Annotated in this window: 21 protein-coding genes and 1 other RNA gene; 4 read left to right on the top strand and 18 right to left on the bottom strand. The window is 34.9% G+C overall.

The features are described 5' to 3' along the window. Positions 1-10: 10 nt before the first annotated feature. The 11 genes from KBJ98_RS07055 to truA form a co-directional block, all read right to left on the bottom strand. A complete protein-coding gene (locus KBJ98_RS07055; RefSeq protein WP_210789028.1) occupies positions 11-397 on the bottom strand; it encodes a response regulator in 387 nt (128 codons plus the stop codon). After that, the gene (locus tag KBJ98_RS07050) at positions 390-3,002 is read right to left on the bottom strand and encodes a PAS domain S-box protein (RefSeq protein ID WP_210789027.1); all 2,613 of its coding nucleotides are present in this window, start codon (positions 3,000-3,002) and stop codon (positions 390-392) included. The genes KBJ98_RS07055 and KBJ98_RS07050 overlap by 8 nt, the downstream gene beginning before the upstream one ends. A 239-nt stretch (positions 3,003-3,241) precedes the next feature. Next, the gene (locus KBJ98_RS07045; RefSeq protein WP_210789026.1) at positions 3,242-3,688 is read right to left on the bottom strand and encodes an endo-arabinase; all 447 of its coding nucleotides are present in this window, start codon (positions 3,686-3,688) and stop codon (positions 3,242-3,244) included. A gap of 192 nt (positions 3,689-3,880) precedes the next feature. Further along, the gene (locus KBJ98_RS07040; RefSeq protein ID WP_210789025.1) at positions 3,881-4,465 is read right to left on the bottom strand and encodes a fasciclin domain-containing protein; all 585 of its coding nucleotides are present in this window, start codon (positions 4,463-4,465) and stop codon (positions 3,881-3,883) included. A gap of 161 nt (positions 4,466-4,626) precedes the next feature. Further along, entirely contained in the window at positions 4,627-5,043 is a 417-nt protein-coding gene (locus KBJ98_RS07035) for a hypothetical protein (protein ID WP_210789023.1), read from the bottom strand. Positions 5,044-5,154: 111 nt separating this feature from the next. Then, positions 5,155-6,072: a cysteine synthase A gene (gene cysK, locus KBJ98_RS07030; RefSeq protein WP_210789022.1), complete on the bottom strand. Its 918-nt coding sequence runs from the start codon at positions 6,070-6,072 to the stop codon at positions 5,155-5,157. Positions 6,073-6,076: 4 nt separating this feature from the next. Next, positions 6,077-6,913, bottom strand: coding sequence for a serine O-acetyltransferase (locus KBJ98_RS07025; protein ID WP_210789020.1), 837 nt, complete (start codon positions 6,911-6,913; stop codon positions 6,077-6,079). A gap of 205 nt (positions 6,914-7,118) precedes the next feature. Then, positions 7,119-8,507, bottom strand: a complete 1,389-nt coding sequence (lpdA, locus tag KBJ98_RS07020; protein ID WP_210789019.1) for a dihydrolipoyl dehydrogenase — start codon at positions 8,505-8,507, stop codon at positions 7,119-7,121. Positions 8,508-8,670: 163 nt separating this feature from the next. Then, positions 8,671-9,189, bottom strand: a complete 519-nt coding sequence (locus tag KBJ98_RS07015; RefSeq protein WP_210789017.1) for a hypothetical protein — start codon at positions 9,187-9,189, stop codon at positions 8,671-8,673. Between the two features lie 72 nt (positions 9,190-9,261). Continuing rightward, positions 9,262-11,019, bottom strand: coding sequence for an ABC transporter ATP-binding protein (locus KBJ98_RS07010; protein ID WP_210789015.1), 1,758 nt, complete (start codon positions 11,017-11,019; stop codon positions 9,262-9,264). Positions 11,020-11,132: 113 nt separating this feature from the next. Then, a complete protein-coding gene (truA, locus tag KBJ98_RS07005; RefSeq protein WP_210789014.1) occupies positions 11,133-11,873 on the bottom strand; it encodes a tRNA pseudouridine(38-40) synthase TruA in 741 nt (246 codons plus the stop codon). A gap of 240 nt (positions 11,874-12,113) precedes the next feature. Between truA and KBJ98_RS07000 the strand changes: the two genes are divergently transcribed. Further along, complete coding sequence (locus tag KBJ98_RS07000) at positions 12,114-12,611, top strand: metallophosphoesterase family protein (RefSeq protein WP_210789013.1); 498 nt, start codon at positions 12,114-12,116, stop codon at positions 12,609-12,611. Here KBJ98_RS07000 and KBJ98_RS06995 read toward each other — a convergent pair. The 3 genes from KBJ98_RS06995 to KBJ98_RS06985 all read right to left on the bottom strand — a co-directional run bounded on the left by KBJ98_RS06995 (position 12,586) and on the right by KBJ98_RS06985 (position 15,665). Next, on the bottom strand, positions 12,586-14,310 hold the full coding sequence (locus tag KBJ98_RS06995; RefSeq protein WP_210789012.1) for a tetratricopeptide repeat-containing sensor histidine kinase: 1,725 nt from the start codon (positions 14,308-14,310) through the stop codon (positions 12,586-12,588). The genes KBJ98_RS07000 and KBJ98_RS06995 overlap by 26 nt on opposite strands. Positions 14,311-14,358: 48 nt before the next feature. Beyond that, entirely contained in the window at positions 14,359-15,018 is a 660-nt protein-coding gene (locus KBJ98_RS06990) for a response regulator (protein ID WP_210789011.1), read from the bottom strand. Positions 15,019-15,254: 236 nt separating this feature from the next. Next, positions 15,255-15,665 carry a DUF4293 domain-containing protein gene (locus KBJ98_RS06985; protein ID WP_210789010.1) on the bottom strand — a complete coding sequence of 137 codons (411 nt, stop codon included), beginning with the start codon at positions 15,663-15,665 and terminating at the stop codon, positions 15,255-15,257. Positions 15,666-15,852: 187 nt separating this feature from the next. On the opposite strand from KBJ98_RS06985, the gene rho reads away from it, so the two are divergent. Beyond that, positions 15,853-17,622, top strand: a complete 1,770-nt coding sequence (rho, locus tag KBJ98_RS06980) for a transcription termination factor Rho (RefSeq protein WP_210789008.1) — start codon at positions 15,853-15,855, stop codon at positions 17,620-17,622. Between the two features lie 95 nt (positions 17,623-17,717). On the opposite strand, the gene KBJ98_RS06975 is transcribed toward rho, so the two are convergent. Next, entirely contained in the window at positions 17,718-18,971 is a 1,254-nt protein-coding gene (locus tag KBJ98_RS06975) for a DEAD/DEAH box helicase (RefSeq protein WP_210789006.1), read from the bottom strand. A gap of 113 nt (positions 18,972-19,084) precedes the next feature. After that, a complete protein-coding gene (locus tag KBJ98_RS06970; RefSeq protein ID WP_210789005.1) occupies positions 19,085-20,113 on the bottom strand; it encodes a formimidoylglutamase in 1,029 nt (342 codons plus the stop codon). A 105-nt stretch (positions 20,114-20,218) separates the two neighbouring features. Between KBJ98_RS06970 and KBJ98_RS06965 the strand changes: the two genes are divergently transcribed. Beyond that, positions 20,219-21,103 (top strand): hypothetical protein, encoded by an 885-nt coding sequence (locus tag KBJ98_RS06965; protein WP_210789004.1) that lies wholly within the window; start codon positions 20,219-20,221, stop codon positions 21,101-21,103. A gap of 50 nt (positions 21,104-21,153) precedes the next feature. Here the strand turns inward: KBJ98_RS06965 and hutI are convergent, their stop codons facing one another. Both hutI and KBJ98_RS06955 read right to left on the bottom strand, forming a co-directional pair. Further along, entirely contained in the window at positions 21,154-22,392 is a 1,239-nt protein-coding gene (gene hutI, locus KBJ98_RS06960; RefSeq protein ID WP_210789003.1) for an imidazolonepropionase, read from the bottom strand. A 6-nt stretch (positions 22,393-22,398) separates the two neighbouring features. Next, entirely contained in the window at positions 22,399-23,475 is a 1,077-nt protein-coding gene (locus tag KBJ98_RS06955) for a glutaminyl-peptide cyclotransferase (protein WP_210789002.1), read from the bottom strand. 88 nt (positions 23,476-23,563) lie between these two features. Between KBJ98_RS06955 and ffs the strand changes: the two genes are divergently transcribed. Beyond that, positions 23,564-23,661: signal recognition particle sRNA small type (gene ffs, locus KBJ98_RS06950), an RNA gene on the top strand. Positions 23,662-23,710: the final 49 nt, after the last annotated feature.

The raw sequence follows: 23,710 nt of genomic DNA, 5'->3' as shown, positions 1-23,710 counted from the left end.
AGCAGCAATATTACGAAATAAGTTTTTGTAACTCTTCTATTGTAATAGGTTTCACAAGATAATTGCTTACGGCATCATAACTTTTTGCTTTTTCAATATCTGCAGGATCAATAGAACTGGTCATAATGTAAATAGTTATGGGATTTGCGCTAGGGATTTTTATAAACTCGTCCAAAAAAGTCCATCCATCCCATATTGGCATGTTTAAATCTAATAAAATTAAATCAGGTAGCTTTTGATTTGCAATAATTATAGATTTCAAATTATCGAAAGCTTCTTTTCCATTTCTGAAAATCATAAAACTTTCGCAAAAGTTTGCAATTTCCATGATGCGTTTTGTTCCAAAAACAAAAATAGGATCGTCATCAATAATACAGGCAATATCAATTTTAGGCATAATTAAAATATATTTTAAAGGTCGTCCCTTTGTTAAGTTCGCTTTCTATTTCTACTTTTCCTCCAAGGGCTTCAATTTGGTTTTTAGTGATAAATAGTCCAATTCCACGAGCATCTTCGTTGCTATGAAAAGTTTTGTACATGCCAAATACCTTGTCTCCATTTTTCTCTAAATCGATCCCAATTCCATTATCAGCAATGCACAATACAGCGTGATTTTTTTCACTTAGCATATATAATTTTATTGTTGGTGGATAAATTGTAGATCGGTATTTGATTGCATTTGATATAAAATTCAGTAAAATGCTATCTACATATGCTGGAATTCCTTTAATATTAACATCATCTTGAACCTCATTTTGGATTTCTACATGAGCGCTATTAATTAATGCTTGTAGGTTTTGAATACTTGATGCTATTGAGTTTTTAAGATTAATACTGATCAAATTATCGCTTATAGTAGTATTCATGAGTACTACTTCATTCAAATGAGCAATAGTTTCTTTTAGATTTTTAGAAGCGGTATTGAGTAATTGTATAACGTCGTTTTCTTCTAAATGTTTGTTTTCGTAAAGCAATAAATCTAGCATCATGGCAATATTCCCAGAATGCGATCTCAAGTTGTGTGATACAATATGAGCGAAGTTTTTCAGTCTTTCATTTTGATCTTTCGTTACCAATAATAATGATTGAATTTCCTCTTCGGCTTTTTTTTGCGATGTAATATCAATTATTTGTGAAATGAAATATAAAGGTTTTTGATTCTCATCGCGAACTAATGAAGCAGCAAGAATTAAATGAACAATGTCACCATTTTTGCAAATATATCTTTTTTCGATATGATAAAAATTTATATCACCCGCTATAAGTTCGTTAAGTAGTTTTAAATCAGCATCGAGATCTTCAGGATGAGTAATGTCTTGAAAAGTAATTTGCATGAGCTCCTGCTCTGTATAGCCTACAATTTTGCATAGGCTTTGATTGACCTTCATCCATTGTCCTGACTCATTGAGTAAAGCCATTCCGATAGCGGCATTTTCAAAATTGCCCCTAAAAGCTTCTTCACTAATTCTAAAGGCTTCTTCTGTTTTTTTTCTATCGGTGATGTCCAGGGTATACACGATTAGGCCACCAACATTTGATTGGTCTATATACCAAGGTTTTATTTCCCATTGTAACCATTGTACAGTGCCATCTGCTAGAAAAAATTTCTCTTCATCATTCTTTTTTGCAACTCCAGTTAAACATTCGTCATGAATTTTTTTCCATTTTTCTTCAGATCCGGGAAATAATTCATAAATAGATTTCCCTTCAGCATAAACACTTTTAATGTTATAATCTAATTGCCATTTTTCGGAACAAGCAATATAACGCATGTTGTTATCAAACATGGCTATCGCATTAGGGTTTTGTATTATGAATTGTTTATTTAGCTCAAATTTGTTTTTGCTTTCAGTGATATCGGTATGGGTTCCATACATCAATAATGGCTGTCCGTAAACGTCCCAACTTATGACCCTTCCCTGATCAAGAATCCAGATCCATTCACCGTTTTTGTGGCGCAATCGACATTCAGAACTATAAAAATCTATTTTCCTTGTGAAGCAATCTTGAAGTTTTTCCTCTGATTCTTTTAAGTCGTCAGGATGCACGAGGTTTAGCCAAGTTTGAATACTGATCGGCTCTAATTCCTCAATTGTGTAACCAATCATCCCAGCCCATCGTTTGTTAAATACAAGGCCTCCCGTACTTATATCCCATTCCCATGTACCAAGATTAGTGCCCTCGAGTACTGTTTGTAATTTTTCTTTTTCTTTTATTAGGGCAAGTTTAGCCACTTTTTCAGTTGTGATATCTTGAAAAGTTCCGTAGACTTTTACGCATTTTCCATCAACAAAAATTGGTTGTCCTATTGAACGTACCCATTTTGTGTTGTTGTTTACTGTAACAATTTGCAAACGGACATCATAAGGAGTCCCGTTTGTGGCACATTCGGTAAATTTTGAGATGATTTCATCGCGGTTTTCGCCTGTTTTGAAGAAATTAATTGCACTTTCAAGTACCGGTTCGTAATCTTGTGGGGTTTCGTGAATTATTTTGGTAATTCTACTCCAATGTAATTTTTGCTCTACTAAATCTACTTCCCAATATCCAATTAAAGCAGCTTCATTACATTTTTCTAAAAGTTCTTCTTGGTATTTTAAGTCCGTAATATCAATGTGGGCTCCCAACATACGTGTTGGCTTCCCATTTTCATCTCGAATGGCTTTTCCAGTACATTTTATCCATTTGGTAGTACCGTTTTTATGCTTGTATCTGCATACCTGGTCGTAAGGATGATTTGGATCTTGTAAATGTTTAGTGACGTTATTGGTAGCAAGGGCTAAGTCTTCTGGGAAAATAATGTTTTGCCAAGCACTTGATTTGTGTGGCATTTCATCTGGATTGTAACCTAAAGTAGTCCAAAATTTAGGATTCATCCATTCTTCTTCGGGGTTTTCTAAATCCCAATACCACAACCCATCTAGTGCGGATTGTTGAATAAAATCAAAAATGGAATTATCATTTGAGATTAATTCATATAGTTCCTTTTTTAAGTAGCTCATTCAGGGGAAACATATAATTAGTACTCAAATATAATTTTATTTTTTGTAAAACACTACTTTTGCTGGGTATTATTTTGTAAATAAAAAACGACTAAATTTTAAATTAAAGCCTTGTTTTTTACGTTAATTACAATTTTAGAGTCTTTTCTTCTCCTTAAAAACTTTATTTAAACGTTAGGAATTACATCATAAGTAGCATTCTCTAAATAAATAAGGTCATCAATTTCTCCTTTTTTTATTTATTCTGTTTTGTAAATATGAATCGATTGGCCAACAAGTTTCCACTTTTTCTTTATTTTTTCGAGTAAACGTATTTCATAGGAGTATGTTTTTTTACCATCAATCCCAATCGAAATTTCATCATGACTCACCCAAGCTGTTTGTTTTTGGATGTTCATTTTGTAATTACTATTAACTGCTGAACCGCCGTTACCCATTTTTTGAGGATCTGTAGCTGTCATTGCCGAAGGTGGCACGTCATATGTTTGTCCATCAGCTGTTGATACTAAAATGCGACTGTAGGGTTGAATGTACCAACACTCAGCATGACCTTTTGCATCTTGCAAACGCCAGGTTGATGACTCCCGTTCTAGGAGTTTTTTAATTTGTTCTTGATCTTTTTCTTTTTGCGCAAAAGCAATGAAGGCATTTAAAAGGGCTAGTGTGATGAATAACTTGAATTTCATAATGCACTGATTTTTATGTTTTTAAAAACTAAGATATAAAAAACATAATAATATTGGATATAAAGTCTTCTTGCTCTGCTCAAGCTAATTGTGCACTGATTTGCGATGGAAATTAAATTCAAATTTTATTCATTTATAAATAAAAAAAGCCGCTGTGAAGTTACAGCGGCTTACAAATGTATGTAGAGAGCGTTATTTTGGCATTACTACGCTGTCAATCGCGTGAATCACTCCATTTGAAGCAGCTACATCAGCTAAAACTACTGTTGAAGTAGCTCCGTTTGCATCAGTTAAAATTACTTTACCGTCTTTTAAGCTAAGAACGATATTTCCTCCTTGTACAGTAGTCACATTAAATTTACCGTTTCCTTTTGTAATGGCTTCTGTTACAGCTGCAGCATCAAATTTTCCTGCTACTACATGATAAGTTAAAACTGCTTTTAATTTATCTAAACTTTCAGGTTTCAATAAAGTATCTACTGTTCCTGCAGGTAATTTATCAAAAGCTGCATTGTTTGGTGCAAACACAGTAAATGGACCTTCACCGCTTAAAGTTTCTACTAGCCCAGCCGCTTTTACAGCAGTTACTAAAGTAGAGAAGTCTGCGTTTTCAGCTGCTACTCCTACAATGTTTGGCGTTTCAGTTACTACTGTGCTATCTACTGCTACTGCAGTTGAATCCATAGTTTCTGTTGTTTCAGCTGTTTTCTTTTCTCCGCAAGATGCGGTTAGAGCTCCAACCACCATTAATGCACTAATTGTTTTTACTAATTTCATAAGGTTTATTTTAGATTGTTAAATTAAGATATTCAAATGTAGTTATTTAATTCTCTTGTCTAACATATTTAACAAAATATTAAACAAAATGTAATATTGCGAATGATCACCTCACATTAAACTGAGTTGCCGTTATGGAAAAAGAATTTTTTTTTTTGCTATCAATTGGCTTTTCGTTCTAAATAGTAAAAAATACGGCCATCTGAAAAATTCGTTAAATTGATGTTGTTACCAGATGCTGTGATTTCAAACATATACCTTATACCATTAATGGTTAGAATTTTTCCTTTTGGTTCCTGTAAATCTGGATTAAAGTAATTCTCGAGCAATAATGAGTAATTGTAGTACCCCAAAGCATGAAGAGGCGTATCTTTTTTAATTGAAACGGTAGCTCCGTCAAAAGTAAATTCGGTATTACTGCGATCAAGTACAACTGTCGCATTATTTTTTTGTTGTACGACTTGCTTTAAAACCCACGTTCCTTTTATTTGTTTTTCGGGATTTTTAAAATCATCATCAGGATTACAGGAAATAAGAGTGAAGCAAAAAATAAGAAGTAACGAGAAATTTTTTTTCATAGCATCTTTAAGAGATTGATTTAGAAAGCAATTTATGAATTAATTTTATAAGTTACTTTACTTTTTATAAAAAAAAACCGACTTAAATTCATAAGTCGGCTGGTATTAAAGCTATACAAATAATCCTTCGATGCTCAAATAATGTTCTCCTGTGTCGTAACAAAAAGTGAGGACGGTAGCATTTTCTGGAATTTCATTTAATTTTTGTGCCACTGCGGCAAGCGATGCTCCCGAAGATATCCCAATAAACATACCTTCTTCTTTTGCAGCGCGTTGTGCGTAGTTGAAAGCTTCGTCTTTGCTCACTTGAATACTTCCATCTAACAAATTGGTGTGTAAGTTTGTTGGAATAAAACCAGCTCCAATTCCTTGAATGGGGTGTGGGGCAGGAGCTCCGCCGCTTATAACCGGAGATGCTTCGGGTTCGACAGCAAATACTTTTAAGTTCGGGAATTTTTGTTTTAAAATATCTGCACAACCTGTAATATGTCCGCCTGTGCCTACGCCTGTGATCAAATAATCGATTCCTTCTGGAAAAGCAGCAATGATTTCTTGGGCCGTAGTTTGTTGGTGAATAGCAATATTAGCTGGATTTTCAAATTGAAGAGGCGACCACGCATTTGGTAATTCTGCGACTAATTCTTGGGCTTTTTCGATTGCGCCTTTCATACCTTTTTCGCGAGGTGTGAGTACAAATTCAGCACCGTACAAACTCATTAATCGGCGTCTTTCAATCGACATCGATTCGGGCATTACTAAAATCAATTTGTAACCTTTAACGGCTGCCACCATTGCAAGTCCAATTCCGGTATTTCCAGAAGTCGCTTCAATGATTACACCTCCAGCAACTAGTTTCCCACTCGTTTCGGCATCTTCAATCATTGCCAGCGCAATACGGTCTTTGATGCTTGCTCCCGGATTGGCACGCTCTAATTTGATGTACACATTGTGTTTTTCGCCAAATAAGCGATTGATTTTTACATGTGGCGTATTGCCAATAGTTTCGAGTATGTTGTTGTATTTTGTCATTTCTTTAGATCGTAAAAAAGTTAATATCCTTGGTTTCCTGTTGATTTAAAACAGTGTTTTTATTGGATTGCATTACAAACGAGTACGGATTAACGCTTTTTGTTATGAAAGTATTTCCACCAATAATACTATGATTACCAATAATAGTACTGCCACCTAAAATGGTTGCATTAGCATAAATAATTACATGGTCTTCAACCGTTGGGTGGCGTTTTTTTTCTTGCATACTTTTTTCAACTTGTAAGGCGCCAAGTGTAACTCCTTGATAAACGCTGACGTGTTTGCCTATAACGGTAGTCTCACCAATCACGATACCTGTACCATGATCAATCATGAACGGTACGCCAATAGTAGCATTTGGATGAATATCGACTCCTGTTTTACTATGCGCATATTCTGTAATTATACGTGGCAGTAGGCAAGGAGTTCTTTTTGCAATGGCATTGGCAATTCGGTATACTTCAATAGCAAAAAATCCGGGATAGGAATTGATGATTTCTTGAATGCAGTCAGCAGCAGGGTCAGTATCCAGAATAGCTTGAGCATCGGCCTGCATGTTAGCGTAAAGGTCTGGTAAACTGTTGTAAAACGCCTCGGCATCATCTAAGATGGTGTTGGTAGGTTTGTCTTTTACAATTTCAGATAAAATACTGATAAAATCGGCCTTGTTTTGATTTAGTAATACCTCTATCTGCAGCGTTTCCAGAGCCTTTTCAGGGAATAATATTTTGAATAAATCATCTATCCATTTAATGATTTTTGTCGAATCGATTGCTCGTACCCAATTGTTGTTCTGGTTTTCGCTCAAAAGGGTAGAAAATCGTTTGTTTTCTGCTGTCATAGCTATAAAATAAGTTCAATAAAAAAGTGGTCTAACCCACCATTTACAAAGATAAAGTAGATTTGATTAGAATGTAGATTACATTTTGTAAATAATTGTTAATGTACAAAAATTAAACAAATGCGTCACATCGTGTTGTTTTGCAAAAAAAAATCCGATTAGCATCTGGAGCCAATCGGATTTTTTTGTTCTAAAAAGTGTAATCTTACAAGTGAATCACTTCTCCGTAAGCATCAGCAACGGCCTCCATTACTGCTTCACTCATTGTAGGGTGTGGGTGAATGGCTTTTAAAATTTCATGACCTGTAGTTTCTAGTTTACGAGCTACAACTGCCTCAGCAATCATGTCTGTTACACCAGCACCAATCATGTGGCATCCTAACCACTCACCGTATTTTGCATCAAAAATTACTTTTACAAAACCATCAGGTGTTCCAGCTGCTTTTGCTTTTCCTGAAGCTGAAAATGGGAATTTACCAATTTTTAATTCGTATCCTTTTTCTTTAGCTTGTTTTTCAGTTAAACCAACCGATGCAATTTCAGGAGTAGCATACGTACAACCTGGAACATTTCCGTAATCAATAGGTTCTACATGAAGACCTGCAATTTTTTCTACACAGTTAATTCCTTCAGCAGAAGCAACGTGTGCTAATGCTTGCCCAGGAGTAACATCGCCAATAGCATAGTAACCTGGAATGTTGGTTGCATTGAATGCGTTTACCAAAATTTTATCTTTATCAGTAGCAATACCTACTTCTTCTAAGCCGATGTTTTCAATGTTGGTTTTGATTCCAACCGCTGAAAGTAAAATGTCAGCTTCAAGAACTTCTTCTCCTTTAGCTGTTTTTACAAATGCTTTAACGCCTGCACCAGTGGTATCAATACGCTCTACAGAAGAGTAGGTCATGATTTTAACCCCTGCTTTTTTCATAGAACGTTCCATTTGTTTAGAAATGTCTTCGTCTTCAACAGGGACAATGTTTGGCATGAATTCTACAATAGTTACTTCTGTTCCCATCGCGTTGTAAAAATGAGCAAACTCAACTCCAATTGCTCCTGAACCTACAATAATAATAGATTTTGGTTGCGTTGGCAAAGTCATTGCTTGTCTGTAACCAATTACTTTTACACCATCTTGTGGTAAGTTTGGCAACTCACGAGAGCGTGCTCCGGTAGCAATAATAATGTGATCAGCGCTGTATTCAGTAACTTTATTGTCTTTATCAGTAACATCAACTTTTTTACCTGGTTTTAGTTTTCCAAAACCATCAATTACGTCAATTTTATTTTTTTTCATCAAAAATTGAACTCCTTTGCTCATGCCGTCTGCAACAGATCGGCTGCGTTGTACCACCGCAGGGAAATCTTTATCAAATGAAGAAACAGTTAATCCGTAATCCGAAGCATGTTTTAAATAATCAAAAACTTGAGCTGATTTTAGTAATGCTTTTGTTGGAATACATCCCCAGTTCAAGCACACACCACCTAAGTTTTCTTTTTCAATAACTGCTACTTTAAAGCCTAATTGCGATGCTCTAATAGCTGTAACGTACCCACCAGGACCACTTCCTAAAACTATAATATCGTATTTCATTGTAAAGTTTTTTTGTTTTTTTTATTGTTGAAAATCTAGCACCTCTACCACTGCAATTTACGAGTGGTTCAAAACACTTTTCGGGTAGCAAAATTAAGGATTTATTTTAAAAAAAATTAGCCGTTTTACAAGTTTATTAGCTTTGTTGATATCGATGAAGGAATCATTTCATTTTTAGATAGGCTTCAACATAATTTGTGGTCGAAAAATATTCGTCCTTTATTTTTTTTAAATGTTTAATTACAATTGCCTGTTCAGGATGATTAGGGTCGAGGCAGTCTTTAATTTCAGCATCACGAACTGAAATGACAATATACCAATACCCGTCTCTCGAAGTATAATTATCCTCAAAAATAGGGTCATTCCCTTTAGTTTGTAAACCGGCATCTACTACAATTGGGAGTAAATTCAGTGTTTTTGAGATTCTTTCTCTTTCAAAAAACGACATATAAAAAGTCTTCTTGTTAATTACAATAGGAACGTTTGAATCTACATTGCTGTGTTTTAAATTGTATTTGGTATTGATAAAGTTGTAAAATTCATCAGCCTTTTTTTTGTCTTCAAATACAAAACCGTAGCAATTGGGCAGGTCTTTTTTGAATTTTTTGGCTTGTACAATTTTGTCACCCTCAATTTTTGGAGCGATTCGCAGTGGGATACACGAATAGAATAGAAGAATCAAGAAACAAAGTCCGAGTTTTTTCACTTGTTTATGTGTTATAGCTAACAATATTTTCAAGTAAATGTAAGGATTTTATTTGTATTCAGAAACAAATTGCGATTCGTATAAGTTTTTGTAATAACCACTTTCGCGATTAATTAATTCTTGATGTGTTCCTTGCTCCACGATTAATCCTTTATCCATAACTACAATTTTATCAGCGTTAACAATTGTGGCTAATCGGTGTGCAATCACGATAGAGGTACGACCTTTAGTAATGGTTTCGGTAGCACGCTGAATCAATTCTTCAGAGTACGTATCAATAGAGGATGTGGCTTCGTCCAGAATTAAAATACTTGGGTTACTCACATAAGCTCTCAGGAACGCAATCAATTGTCGTTGGCCTGATGAAAGCATTACGCCACGCTCTTTAACATCAAAATCATAATTATCAGGCAAACTCATTATGAAATCATGAACTCCAATTTTTTTGGCGGCAACCAATACTTGTTCGCGATCAATTTCAGGATTATGTAAGGTAATATTATTAAAAATAGTATCTGCAAAAAGGAAAACATCCTGCAAAACCACCGCAATTTGCTTGCGCAACGAACCCAAAGTATAATTTTCTATATTTTGATTGTCAATATAAATAGAACCGCTGTTGATTTCATAAAAGCGATTCAGTAAGTTGATTATGGTTGATTTTCCTGCTCCGGTTGATCCAACAATGGCAACTGTCTGGCCGGCTTGCACTTCAAGATCAATGCCTTTGATGACTTCTTCTTCCGGAATGTACCCAAAACGAACTTTATTGAAAGTTATGGCACCATTAAAAGTAGGTGCTTCAATAACACCAGTATCTTGTATTTGATCTTGGGTATCTAAAATATCAAAAACACGGTTAGCAGCAATCATTCCCAACTGCATTTCGTTGAATTTATCAGCAATTTGACGCAACGGATTAAATAACATACCAATAAACATTGTGTAGGAGAATAAATCTCCAAAAGTGGTAAAGTTATCGCCATTTAAAATTTTGATTCCGCCGTAAAGCACGATAAATCCTAAAGTTAATGACGAAATAATATCTGCAATAGGGAAGAAGATGGAGTTGTATAAAATGGTTTTAATCCACGCTTTTTTGTGTTTGTCGTTAATCTCTTTGAACTTTTCGGATTCAATATTTTCTCTATTAAAGAGTTGAACAATCTTCATTCCAGTTACGCGTTCTTGCACGAAGGAATTCATATTGGCAATTTGAGTACGTACTTCTTCAAAGGCAACTTGCATTTTTTTCTGAAAAATACGAGTGAAAAACACCAAAATAGGCATGGCTACAATAACAATCCAAGTCAAAGTCCAGTTCATATAAAACATAAAACCTAGCACAACTACCATTTTCATCAAGTCGCTAATAATCATAAATAGACCTTGACTAAAAATTCGTGCAATAGACTCAATATCAGATACACTTCGCGTTACCAACTGCCCAACCGGAACGTGGTCAAAATATTTCATTCTGAAACTCAAAATGTGTTGAAACAATTTAGTTCGAATGTCTTTTACGATATCTTGTCCGAGCCAGTTGGCCCAAAATACAAAGTAAAATTGCGAAAAGACCTCTAATAACAACACAATTCCCATCAAGGTTACATACAACAGCAAGCCTTTTTGATCTTCGGTTGCAATGTATGCATCAACGGTTTGCTTGAGCAAATAAGGACGTAATGCAGCAAAAATAGAGAGTGAAATGGCAAATATTATAACGCCATTAAAACGCCATTTGTATGGTTTTGTGAATTTTAAAATACGACTAAACAGTCGGGTATCAAATGCTTTTGCTTTCATATTTTTTTTGGAGCTATTTACTTGGTCAATTCGCTTTGCTCGTGTCTGCTATTAGATATAAATATAATTTACTGAACTTCTACTAAAATTAAAGTCTAGGAATTTAATCAAGGCTATTCAGTGATGTAATCGTATTCTATTTTGGTTAAAAACAACCCGTGTGCCGGTACCGAAAATCCAGCTTTATCTCTGTTTTTACTTTCGATTATTGCTGAAAAATCAGCAAGTGTAATCTTGTGTAATCCTACATTAACTAATGTTCCTACTATTGCACGAACCATGTTGCGCAAAAATCGATTGGCCGAAATGGTAAAAACCAAATGTCCATTATTTGCGGTCCAATAGGCTTCAAAAACTGTACAATCAAACGTATTAACATCGGTATTTACTTTTGAAAAGCACTGAAAATTGGTATGAACGAGCAAAATTTGCGCCGCTTGATTCATTAATTCTACATCAAGTGCTTGATGAAAATACCAACTTTGCTCTTGCAAAAAGGCATTTTTAAAGGTGTTAATATGGTATTCGTAGGTACGTTTACTAGCATCAAACCTGCAATGAGCTTCATCATGAACCAATTGTATGGCATAAATGACAATATCCTTTGGCAAATACGAGTTGAGTTTATGAACTAAAGTCGGCTCGTTTATTGGAGTATCAAAGTCAAAATGGGCATACATTTGGGAGGCGTGAACACCAGTATCCGTGCGGCCCGCTCCCATAACGCTAATGGTTGTGTTTAAGACAACCGAAAGTGCCTTGTTTAGCGTTTCTTGAACCGATGCGGCATTTGGTTGGATTTGCCAACCGTGATAATGGGTGCCATTGTAGGCGAATTTGATAAAATACCTCAATTCTTTTTTTTTGAAAGCACAAAGATACTTATTAATTTTTGTGCAAGGAAGTAGCAAAGAGCCAAAGTTTGTTAAGATTAAATGAGGCGTTCTTATTGACTGAATAATGGCTATTTTTACCGAAAATTCTAGCCCAGATAGCAGCGGTATCTCCCGATTTTAAAAAACAAGGCTTTTTTGCCGTAGTTTTTTGATCGGGAATAAAGCGAATAGCTGGAAAAAGCTCCTAAATATAAAACATTGAAAAAAATACTTTTACTTTCGGATACGCACAGTCATGTTGATGATATTATTTTAAAATATGTGGCACAAGCTGATGAAGTTTGGCATGCCGGAGATATTGGCAATTTGGAAGTAACGGATGCAATTAAGAAGCTAAAACCCTTGCGTGCCGTGTACGGAAACATTGATGATGCGCAAGCGCGCTTGGAGTTTCCATTACACCAACGTTTTTTGTGTGAGGACATGGACGTTTGGATCACCCATATTGGCGGTTATCCCGGTAAATACAGTGCAGCTATCAAATCAGTTTTGGCAACCAATCCGCCTAAGTTGTTTATTTGCGGGCATTCGCATATTTTGAAAGTGATGTTTGATAAGCATTTTCAAGTATTGCATTTAAATCCAGGCGCTGCAGGTAAAAGTGGTTTTCACCAAATGCGAACGATGCTACGTTTTGTAATTGACGGAGCTGCGATTAAGGATATGGAGATTATTGAGTTGGGTAAACGGGGTTAGTTTTCTTCTTTTGGTAAGCAATTGGAATTTGCAACTGAATACTCGAGCCGTAGTTTAATTTTGAGTTGATAATTATAGAGCCTTTCAAATTATTGATACGTGCTTTGATTTGGTTGATTCCAAATCCTTCTAACACTTGAAAGTTTTTTGAATCGAAGCCTTTTCCGTTGTCTTTTAAGTTGATGTGCAGCGCTTGGTTAATTTCTTCGATTTCCAGTAGTGCTTGATTGGCTTCACTGTGTTTGATGATATTGTTTGTTAATTCCATCACGATATAATAGATTTTTATTTCAAATTCTTCATGGTAGCGTCTGTCATGAGTTGTTGCCGAATTGAATTTAAATTCTAGAATGCGGCTTGAGTTTTTTTCGCACAAATCTTCTAGAGCGTCAAAAAGGCCAAAACGAGCGAGTAGGGACGGCATAAGTTCATGTGATAAATCGCGTACTTGGTCGTGTGCATTATCTAAGATTGCTTTGGTTTTTTTTATTTCTGGTGATGCAATAGGATTTTGTATTAAAAAAGCTTGTAATTGCATGCCCGCAGAAGATAGCAAAGCACTTATGTTATCATGTAAAAAGGAGGCGATTTTTTTACGTTCTAATTCTTGCCCGTTTATGGAGGCGTTGATAATGTTTTCTTGTACCTTACTTTTTAAATCTTTGAGTTTGTTTTTATGCTTTAGTTGTGAATTCTGCGCCCAAATATAAAAAAGTAGTGATAGGAGTAGAACAATTATAACGACCACTATGACTATTTTTTTATTTCGATCTTGCTCTTTTAAAAGTTTATTCTTTTGATCTTCAAATTGGTTTTCAATTTTATCTATTTCTCTTTTGTATTCGTCTATCTGTAAATTAATTCCAGCAACATTTGCCTTATTTAATTTTTCTTCGTTGTTAAGTTCTTCCGTAATTTGGTTGTATCGTGCTAAGTTGAGGTAAGCATTTTTATAATCGCCTACTGATAGAAGGAATTTTGCGTACTCATTGTGAGAGTATGATAAATCTGATTTTTCGTTTCCTGCAATACCTTCGTTGATTGCTTTTTGAAAAAATTGATTTGCTTTTTTATTGTTTTTAAGCGATGCTTGATACATACCATTTAGCATGTTTAATGCTACCATAGTAGATTTATCGCCGTGTTTGGGATGGTGTTTGTTTATGTAATCTAAATGAGGTGCGCCTTGGTTAAAATTACCTACATCAAAGTAAGCCCAAGTGATATTTAATTTTGTGAAAACAATCTGTGCTGAGTCTTTCAGTTTCTGGCTGTACGATAATGATTTTTTGTAGTGATAGATTCCTTTTTTATACTCTTTCTTATCAAAACAATAAATGTTGGCAAGGTTGTTATGAATCCAATTTTTTAAAACATCGTTGTTTGTTTTGTTGGCATAGATAAGGCCTTGGTTGTAATAATAAAAAGCTTTGTCAAACTCTGAAAGTTGATCAAAATTAGCAGCTATCGTATTGTAACAACTAGCTATTAAATTATCGTTTTTTAAAGCGATGGCTTGGCTTAATGCTAATCTGGATTGTACCAAAGATTGTTCAAAATCTCCTTTTTTCAAGAGCTCATTGGCTTGTTTTGCAAGAACAGCTGTTTTGTTATTAAGAGTTGGGTTAGGATGTGCAAAAGTTGTATTTATACTACTGAGGTAAAATGTGATCAACAATACAAATTGAGGTAACAGCATGGTAAGTGGCTTTGTAGAGAAGAAATTAGGGAAAATGTGGGTATAGTGTTATTTAATTAGTTTTTTCTTTAATGCATATTTTACTAGACTTATAGAATTTTTCGCATCTAATTTTTTCATTATGTTTTTACGATGCGTCTCGACTGTGTTGACGCTAATAAAAAGTTGTTCGCTAATTTCTTTTCCGCTAAATTCAAGAGCGATGAGTGTGATTATTTCTCGTTCTCGCTCAGTCAAATTGTCTTCATCTTTGGTTTCAAAGACTGCTGATTTAGTGAGATCTTTGGTGGCAGAGGTGAAAATCTTTTCGCGAACGGCCTTGCAAAAATATTCTTCTCCATCTAGTACGGCGCCAATTGCTTCAATGATATGTTCGCCAGCACATTTTTTGGTTAGAAAGCCTTTTGCTCCTAACTTCATTACTTCTTTAATTATTCGTAGGTCGTCATGGCTTGATAGAACAATAACCTTGCATGGAAATCCTTTAGTGCTAAATTCTCTTATTACTTGGACTCCGTCTGTTTCGGGCATGTTTAAATCAAGAACTAGTAAGTCTGCTTGATTATCAATTAATTCTTGGTGTAAGTTGCTTCCGCTAAGGGATGTTCCTACTACTTGCAAATTAGCATGGGTATGCAATAAGGTTTTAATTCCGTCAATTAAAATTTGGTGGTCATCGGCAAGGTGAATACGGACTTTGTGAAGCATGTGGAAATTATAATAATCAAATTTATGAAAAAAATATTAAGTTTTTAATTTATTAAGAACTTTATTATCATTTTCTTTATCTTAAGAGCTATGAGAATGTTTTTACTGTTTCTTTTTTGAAAAATTTAAAGAGCCTACAGTGGTTTATTTATTATTAGCTTTTAAAAAGGAGCACAAAAAAACCCGAATTGTTACATTCGGGTTTCCTTCGCACTAATAAATTAAAATTTATAGGTTTATCTCAATCGGTCCACAGATTTTACAAGATCTTCGTCCTTCTTGATGGCCTTATTAGCAAGAGCTAATAACACGATAGCTACGACAGGCAGAAACATCCCAATACCTTTCTCAGAAACAGCTGCTTCTCCAGATACACTTAGTGAGCGATAAACAAATAATCCTAATAAAATCAAATTTAATATCATGTTCAATCTGCCTAAAACAAATTGATTTTGTCTTTTTTTATAGGAGAGGATACTAAAAACCGAAAGTGTTGTACTCAAACCAAGAAGAACAGTGTATACTTGACTTTGCATAAAGTAAAAAGGAGTTCCATCAATTCCTTTCCAAAGAGGAATGAAAAAAACCAAAACACCCGTTACAACAAATGCTAAAAATAAATAAACAGTTTGAATTCTTTGTATCATTTTGTGGTCATTATCTGTTACAAAAATATATTTTCTTTTTTAAAAATACTATTGTATGCTTAATTTTTATTCGTATTATTGCATCAAATTACCGTAAGTACTTCATACTGCGGTTCATTCATTTTACGATTACTACCTATCCTTACAGTATTCCCAACACAAAATTAATTAAACTCCAAGAACTTTCATGTTTGATATTTCTGCATTAAAACAAATGAAGCTTACCGAGCTTCAACAAATAGCTAAAGCCGCTAAAACTATTAAATTTAATGGTGTTAAAAAAGAAACATTAATTGGTCTGATTTTAGATTTTCAAGCAAGCGCTGCTCCAATTGCAACTGAAAAAACTAAAGGAGAGGTTAAGGAAGATAATAAGTCTAAAAGAGTTCGTATTGTACCGACAAAAAACAGAGATGTTGAAGAAGGAGTTGAATCAGAGCAAAATCAACAAACACAAGAGCGCATTGAAACAATTCCAGTAAAAGCTGAACGTGAAGAAACCAAAGTTGAAACGCTTGGAAATGAAAGCGCACCTTCTGAAAAGAAATTAGGAAAGGTCATAAAATTCAATAAATCAGCTTACGAGAAAAAAATAGCTTTAAAACAAAAGAAAAGCGAAGGAGTTAAACCTGTTTCAGAAACTGAAATTACTGCAGTTGAAACAGTTGAAGCCCCAGTTGCTCCTAAAAAAATAAATCCGAATCAGTTAAATAAATCCAATGGAAACCAAAACGGAAATTCTAACGGAAACCAAAATAACAACCCGAACGGAAATCAAAATGGGAATCAAAACCCAAATTTTAAAAACAAAAAAAATAATTTCGCAGCCTCTGATTTTGAATTTGACGGGATTATAGAAAGTGAAGGGGTTTTAGAAATGATGCCTGATGGGTATGGATTTTTAAGATCATCAGATTACAATTACTTGGCTTCGCCAGATGATATTTATCTTTCTACATCACAAATCAGACTTTTTGGTTTAAAAACCGGTGATACGGTAAAAGGTGTGGTACGTCCTCCAAAAGAAGGAGAAAAGTTTTTCCCTTTGGTGCGTGTCTTAAAAATCAATGGTCACGATCCTCAAGTAGTTCGTGATCGTGTTTCTTTTGAACATTTAACTCCAGTTTTTCCTTCAGAAAAATTCAAATTAGCCGAGAAGCAAAGTACTATTTCTACTCGTATTATCGATTTATTTTCTCCAATAGGGAAAGGTCAGCGTGGTATGATTGTGGCTCAGCCAAAAACTGGTAAAACAATGTTGTTGAAAGAAATTGCTAATGCCATTGCAGCAAATCATCCTGAAGTTTATTTAATTGTATTATTGATTGACGAGCGCCCTGAGGAGGTTACTGATATGCAACGTAGTGTACGAGGTGAAGTTATTGCCTCAACATTTGATCGTGAGCCGCAAGAGCATGTAAAAATTGCTAATATTGTTCTTGAAAAATCAAAACGCTTGGTAGAATGTGGTCATGACGTAGTCATTTTACTCGATTCGATCACCAGATTGGCTCGTGCTTACAACACTGTTCAACCCGCATCTGGAAAGGTGTTAAGTGGTGGTGTTGATGCTAATGCTTTGCAAAAACCAAAACGATTTTTTGGAGCTGCTAGAAACGTAGAAAATGGTGGTTCGTTAAGTATTATTGCTACTGCATTAACTGAAACAGGATCTAAAATGGACGAAGTAATTTTTGAAGAATTCAAAGGTACGGGTAACATGGAGTTGCAATTAGATCGTAAAATTGCCAACAAACGTATTTTTCCAGCTATTGATTTGACTTCGTCAAGTACTAGACGTGATGATTTGTTACTAGATCAAAAAACATTACAACGCATGTGGATTATGCGCAAATACTTATCTGATATGAATCCTGTTGAAGCAATGGATTTTATCAATGATCGTTTCAAGAAAACCAGAAATAACGAAGAGTTTTTAATTTCGATGAATGATTAAAAGCTAATATCGAATTGTAGAATAATTACAAGAGAAAAAGCCTCAAATGAATTAATTTCAATTGAGGCTTTTTTGATGTATTGTCTAAATATTTTTTAATACCAACGTTTCTTGTTTTGTTTAGAACCTGCTGATTTACGTGATTTATGAGCGCCACCGCTTCTATTTGAATTTTTCGGTTTGCTTCCCGCCGCTGCGTCAGGACTTCCTGAATGCCATTGAAACTGATGGTCAGTTACTGTTTTGACATCAACTTTTATGAGTTTTTGAATGTCTTTCCAATAAGGATGTTCGTCTTTTCCGCAAAAAGAAATTGCAATTCCGCCATTGCCTGCACGTCCTGTACGACCAATTCGGTGTACGTAGGTTTCTGGAATATTAGGTAAATCAAAGTTTATTACCACCGGAAGTTGTTCAATATCAATTCCACGAGCTGCGATATCCGTCGCTACTAAAACACCAATTTCTTTGTTTTTAAAAGCATCTAGTACTCTTTGTCTGGCGTTTTGTGATTTATCACCATGAATAGCTTCGGCAGGGATGTTGTTTTTGTTTAAAGCTTTTACAACATTGTCAGCACCGTGTTTAGTTCTTGAAAAAATGAGTACATCGGTCAAATTCTCGGTTTTAATCAAGTGATAGAGTAAGTTTCTTTTTTCGCCTTTTTCTACAAAATACACGCGTTGCTCTACATTTTCAGCAGTTGAAGATATAGGAGAAACGGTAACGGTAGCAGGATCAGTTAAAAACAATTCGGCTAGTTCTCTAATTGCAATTGGCATTGTGGCCGAAAAGAAAAGCGTTTGTCTGTTTTTTGGCGTTAGTTTTACAATTTTTTTTACGTCATTTACAAAACCCATATCCAACATTTGATCTGCCTCGTCTAACACTAAAGTGTGTAGATGATCCAAATTTACAAATCCTTGTTTGTGTAAATCAAGTAAGCGACCTGGTGTTGCAATAAGTACGTCGATTCCGTTTTTTAAGGTGTCAACTTGCGGATTTTGTGATACACCACCAAATATAGTTAATTGTGTTAAATTAGTGTATTTGGCATACGTATCAAAACTTTGCCCTATTTGCACTGCTAGTTCGCGAGTAGGTGTAACTACAAGAGCACGAATTTGTTTGGCTTTTTTTGAAGACCCAACAATTCGGTGTAATTGATGAATAATTGGTATAGCAAATGCAGCTGTTTTTCCGGTTCCGGTTTGCGCACAACCAACTAAATCTCGACCTGATAAAATAATAGGAATGGATTGCTCTTGAATAGGAGTAGGGTTGAGGTAGCCTTCTTCAAAAACGGCTCTTTGTATGCTTTTGGATAATGATAATTCTTCGAATAACATAAATTATAAATTAATAAATCTTGCAAGAAGTACAAGATTGGAGCTGCAAAGATAGTTTATTTATTGTTTGGGTTTCTGCACTCCCTTTTTATGTTATAGTTTGGTTTATTGTCTTATTGATTTGCTTTTATAAAATCAGTTACTAAATAACCAATAAGTTTTCCAATTAAGTGGTTGTTTAATTCTTCTCCTAAGTCGGGTGCGCCTTCACAGATATGCAAGTAAGCGGCGTTTGTATTTTTTGCAAAAAAGGAAATAAATTGGCGTAATTGTTCAACTGAAAAACCACTAGTTGTCATGGCACTACAAGCTATATTTGGTAATGAGTCAAGATCGATTTCAATACCAAAGTGGTTGTCATTGATGAACTCTAAGGCTGCGTTCATTTCTTGTCTAAAGTCTTTCTCACCTCGAATAGAAATACTGTCATAGGTAGTGTATCGAACTCTATTTTCAAGTTTTTTGATAATGTCTAAAACATTTTTAGAGGTGTAGTTTTCATGCAACCCGAAGATGAAATACTTTTTCAAAAAACCTTCTTCGTAGGCATAGGAGAATCCGTTGCCGCTGTGACGGCCTTCTAATATTCTGAAATCAGAGTGCGCATCAAAATTAATTGCGTTAATAGGTTTTCCTTTTGCGAGAGCGGTACCTTTTATATTACCGTAAGAATTGTTGTGACCGCCACCAATTACAATTGGTATTTTTCCTGAGGAAACGATATTGAATATAATGTGCGATACATCTTTATCAATTTTTTGAACTAATTGACTGAGTTTTGAACGGTCATCAATATCGTTAAAATCAAGAGAGGTAACATCTTTCATTAATTGTCTAACATCTAATGTACCTAAAACCAGGATTTGATTTCCTTTACAAAATTTATTGTGCTGAATATTGGCAATACTTTTTATAGCGCTTTCCCAAGCAGAAGCTGCTCCTGGCCTGCCATAGTTGGCACGTATGCCTATATCTTCGGGAATGCCAAATAAGACATATTTGGCTTCTGATTTTTTTAAAAATTCAAGGGTGTCATTCTCTCTTGGGATGGTAATCATTTTCTCTCCAAATTTAATTTCTCCACTGCGGTGGTTGGTAATTTTAGCTAGATCGTGAGAGGTAAATCGGATTATTTTTTCCATTAGAGAAATAAATTTTTTTCCAAAAATAATATAATTGTGTTAACATTCGTTACTAGGTGATTATATATTGTTAAATTTGAAAAATAAATAAAAAATTAAATCGAGATGGAAAATCAAAAAAGCAATTCAAGTCTTAAAGCGATAGTAGCCATATTAGCACTTCTTTTAGTGGGAAGTTTGGTGTATATCTTTAAAATGACATCGGAAGCAGAAGTTGTACAAACAGAATTAAAAACAACTACGACTGAAAAAGAGTCTGTTATGAAAGACTTAGAAGAACTAAAAGCTACTTATGATGCGGCAATCGCTGAAAATACTTCAATGTCAGATGAACTGATTGTGGAGCGTGACAAAGTAGTTAATTTAATGGCAAGTTTATCAAAGTCGAAAGGTGATGTGGCAAGTTTGGCAAAATACAAAGCGCAATACAATACTTTGCAAGGAAACATGAAGGTTTTAATGGAGGAGAATGAAGCACTTAAAAAGGCTAATACTACTTTAACAGCGCAAAGAGATAGTACTGCAACTGTTTTGGGCGAGTCAAAAAAATACAATGAAACTCTAGTTGGCCAAAACGAAGAATTATCTAAAGTGGTAGAAAAAGCTGCAAAATTGACTGTTTTAAATACAAGAGGATCTGCTTTTAAATTGAGAAGTAGTGGTAAAGAAATTTCTACTGAAAAAGCAAGTCGTGCTGATGTTTTGAAAATTAGCTACACTATTGCTGAAAATCAAGTGGCTCAATCTGGGACTAAGACCTATTTTGTACAAGTTATCGACAGTAAAAACAATGTTCTTGGAGACAAGAAAACAGAAAATTTCGGTGACAATTCATTGACTTATAGTTTTGTATCGAATATTAACTATGAGAACAAAACAGTTGATGTAACTGAAAACTTGAAAGGAAAAGATTTTCCAAAAGGTGTTTATTATGTTAACATTTTTGACAAAGATCAATTAGTTTCAAAAACAAGTTTTACTTTGAAATAATCGCAAATTAGTATTTGTAAAAAGGAGGAATCATTTGGTTCCTCCTTTTTTTATGAAATTAATTTACCTTCAATGAACACGCTATCAATTAAGTTAGTTCCAAAAGAGTAAGGTAACTGCGCATAAGAAGCAATTGATTTAGTAATAATGAAATTGGCTTTTTTTCCAATGGTTATACTACCGTGAGTGTTGGATAAGTTCATTGCATAAGCTCCATTGATCGTTGCAGCATTAATCGCTTCTTCGGGTGTCATTTTCATTTTGATACAAGCCGTTGCTACCACAAAGTTCATGTTTCCTGAAGGTGTCGAGCCCGGATTGTGATCAGAGGCCAAAGCGAGTGGAAGTCCAGCATTTATTATTTCGCGAGCAGGCGTGTATGGAATACTTAAGTAATACGAACAAGATGGTAATGCAACTGGCATTGTTTGGCTTTTTACCAAGGCTTCAATATCAGCTGGAGTAAGAACTTCTAAATGATCAACAGAAAGCGCATTGTTATTTACTCCAGCTTGAATCCCACCAATAGCAGTGAACTGGTTTACGTGAATTTTTGGTTGTAAGCCAAAAGAAATTCCTGCTTGCATGATTTGTTCTGTCTCTGAAACGGTAAAATAGCCAGTTTCACAAAAAACATCAATAAAATCAGCCAACTCTTCTTTTGCAATAGCGGGCAACATTTCATTTATAATCAACTCGATGTATTCTTCTCTACTGTTTTTGTAAATGGCAGGTAATGCATGAGCGCCTAAGAATGTGGCTTTTATGGCAATAGAATATGCTGTTTTGAGTCGTTGAATAACTCGTAACATTTTCAATTCGCCATCAACAGTTAAACCGTAACCCGATTTTATTTCAACAGCGCCTGTGCCCAAGCGCATGATTTCTTCTAAACGTTCCTTTGCTTGCTCGTATAAATCGTCTTCAGAAGTTTGTTTGAGTTTGCTTGCAGAGTTTAAAATTCCGCCACCGCGTTGCGCTATTTGTTCATAGCTCAATCCATTAATACGATCAACAAATTCTTGAATGCGATTACCGGCATACACTAAATGCGTATGACTGTCGCACCAAGTAGGTAAAATCATTTTCCCAGAAACATCAACTATATTGTCAGGATTTATTTCTGGTAAGTCATCCATTGCTCCAAAATCAATGATCAAATCATTTTCAATAACCAAAAAAGAATTTTGTATGGTTGGTAAAACGGCCATTTCTGAACCTGAAACCTTGGTGATTCCTGCTTCTCTGATTTGAATCAACTCTTTGATATTGGTAAATAGCGTGGTCATAAGTAATTATTCTGTTACTTTGATTTCAAACATTTTATCCCAGTTTTTTCCAGTAACAAAAATAGTTTTGGTTTTTGGGTTGTAAGCAATTCCGTTTAGCACATCAGTATCTGGTAATTGTGTGATTTTCTTTTTTAAATCGGCTAAATTAATGATGGCTTCTACGGCTCCGTTCTTAGGGTTTATCACTGCGATTGCATCTTTTTGATACACGTTTCCGTATATTTTCCCGTTGATCCATTCGAGTTCGTTTACCGCTGCAACTTTAGAGTTTAGCGAGTAAACATGAATTTGATCAATTGGTTGAAAAGTAGCAGGGTTTAAAATATGAATTGTCTCTGAACTGTCGGTCATGTATAAGTTAGTCCCGTCATTTACCAATCCCCAACCTTCCATTTTTTTATGGTAAGGAAAAGTTTTTTCTTTAGCAAAAGTGTCGGCATTGTACATATAAGCTTCGCCATTTTGCCAAGTTAATTGGTATACTTTATTGTTTAAAATGGTAATGCCTTCACCAAAATACTGCTCTGCGAGTTCTACTTTTTTATACACTTCGCCGGTTTTGTAATTGGTTTTGCGTAAGCTCGAAATCCCTTTTATTCCCGTGCTGTTTCCTGATCCATTTCCTGTCCCTTCGTATAAAGTATCGCGATAAAACTCTAAGCCTTGTGTATAGGCAGCCGTGTCATGAGGGTAGGTGTTTACGATGGTATATTTTAACAATTTAGGTTGTATATCTGAGACTAGCTCGATGCGAGTGGTTGCTTCAGTATTTTGTCCTTCAAAATAAACCAAAGCTTTAATGGTTTGGTAACCTAGTTTTTGGTCTTGTAATACCAATGGCAGGGCTGTAGTATCTTTTTTGGTTGCTATTTTTTTATCGTTTACATAATAAACAATGCTGTCAATTGCTTTATTGTCCTTGTTCAAAAGTGTTAATGAAGCCGATTCTTTTGGGGTGTATTGCTCTTTTAATTTGCTGCTATCAAAGGAAAACAAAGTATTTGAATCTTTTTTTGTATCGCCGCAATTTGTTAATGCTATGCTTAATAAAATGACAGATAGGAAGTTATGTTTTTTCATGAGATCTATTTTTTGTTGAAGCAATATACAACGTTATTTTTAATAGGTAAAGCTCTTGCGAAAATATAAAAAGGTTGTATATTTGCACCGGCAAGTCCTACACGACCAGCTCCTGCAGACTCCCCCAGGATGGGAACATAGCAAGGGTACGTGGTTGAGCGGTGCGATGTAGGTCGCTTGCCATTTTTTATTTTATTTACTTTCCGAAATTCACTTCATTATATAGTCTTCCTTA

The organism is Flavobacterium erciyesense (assembly GCF_018069925.1).
GTDB lineage: Bacteria > Bacteroidota > Bacteroidia > Flavobacteriales > Flavobacteriaceae > Flavobacterium > Flavobacterium erciyesense.
The sequence above is the reverse complement of the archived record's forward strand: the minus strand, read 5'-3'. Positions and strand labels throughout refer to the sequence as shown.